A 1,265-nucleotide genomic window follows, 5' to 3' on the forward strand; every position below is an offset into this window, starting at 1 on the left:
ATTATGACGCCAAATTTTACCATTAGGTTCCATTTGTTCATATTGACTAACTTCTTCCCATGTTATTTTACTACGTGCCATATAAAATCTCCTTCTTTAATACTGATATTTTTATATCAATCTGATGATGGTAACAGTTTCTTCTTACCAATTAATATCAGGAGAACTTTTTTCCATTTCTTTTATTTGAATTTCTTTTTTTCTACCATAATCTGATGAAATGAGATTAAATAATCGTATTTGCTCTCGTTTAAATAATTCCTTGTATAATTCCAAATTTTCACCAGCTTTCTTAGATGAAAAAAGACTTGCTGCATAAATAATATGACTATCTAACAAATCAAAAAGTAAATCAGATTCTGATTCGAATTCTTTTTCTTTGATAATCAGGTGACGTTCTTTACCAACAAGATAAAATTTATTATTGTCTGAATAAACACTTGTTCCCTCCGGAAAAAATTCTGGCCTTGTATCAAAAAAATACGTCATATTATTCAAAATTGGAATTCCAGCTTTCTGCAAACTTGATAAGAATAGCTCTTTTATAGTTGACATTATTTTTCTCCTTTTTATTTATTAAGGTATAATCTTAATATAATCGTGTGCGATTAAATCATCTACAGATAATTTAGTAAAATATTGAATTCCGTTACCAGTCTTATCAAACCAAGGAGCAACAACCCCACTTTTTACAGGTAGAGGTTTTAGTACAACATATTTTGTGTAAAGGATATTAGAATCGTACATATGTGGTGGTAAAGCCCTAGCATCAATCTCTGTGCCAATTGGTGAAAAGTATTTACCACTACCATTACTACCATACCTATCAATAACAGCTCCCGGTTCTAAAGTTTGTATCTCATATTTTCCATTTAAAAATCCATCAATATGTACACTACCATTTATAGGACCTTTTGCACTCGCTTTTGTCCCAGGATAAATTACTTCGCCAGTCATCTGATTATAATAACTTGGATTATCATAAGTAAGTTTATGTTGTTTATATAATTTAGGATCTGGTGAAAACTCCCAATTCATTAATTTTACCCTGTCATTTGATTCAATACCTTCATCAACATAGTTTTGCCACTGGTTATATCTTTTGGCATCTGTCTCAGACATGCCATCAATAAAGGAACTTGTTTTAGTATTAGTATTTGTTTTGACATGAATATCATTCAAACTAAACTTACTCGCCGCATATGAGCCTGAAAAACCACCAACAATCGAGCCTAAAAATTCTGAAATTTTAGCATCATCTTCAG

At 30.8% G+C, this 1,265-nt stretch carries 2 protein-coding genes; both read right to left on the bottom strand.

The features are described 5' to 3' along the window. Window positions 1–144: 144 nt before the first annotated feature. Window positions 145–555 (bottom strand): hypothetical protein, encoded by a 411-nt coding sequence (locus tag A3I1_RS07930; RefSeq protein ID WP_018370109.1) that lies wholly within the window; start codon window positions 553–555, stop codon window positions 145–147. 21 nt (window positions 556–576) lie between these two features. Continuing rightward, the coding region (locus A3I1_RS0104460; RefSeq protein ID WP_018370110.1) for a TNT domain-containing protein at window positions 577–1,265 on the bottom strand (689 nt) is incomplete at its 5' end.

This window comes from Streptococcus marimammalium DSM 18627 (assembly GCF_000380045.1).
In the GTDB taxonomy this organism is placed as follows: Bacteria; Bacillota; Bacilli; order Lactobacillales; family Streptococcaceae; genus Streptococcus; species Streptococcus marimammalium.

Coding starts and splice junctions, on each gene's coding strand:
- A3I1_RS07930 (WP_018370109.1), bottom strand. CDS start 555: ATGTCAACTATAAAAGAGCTATTCTTATCAAGTTTGCAGAAAGCTGGA.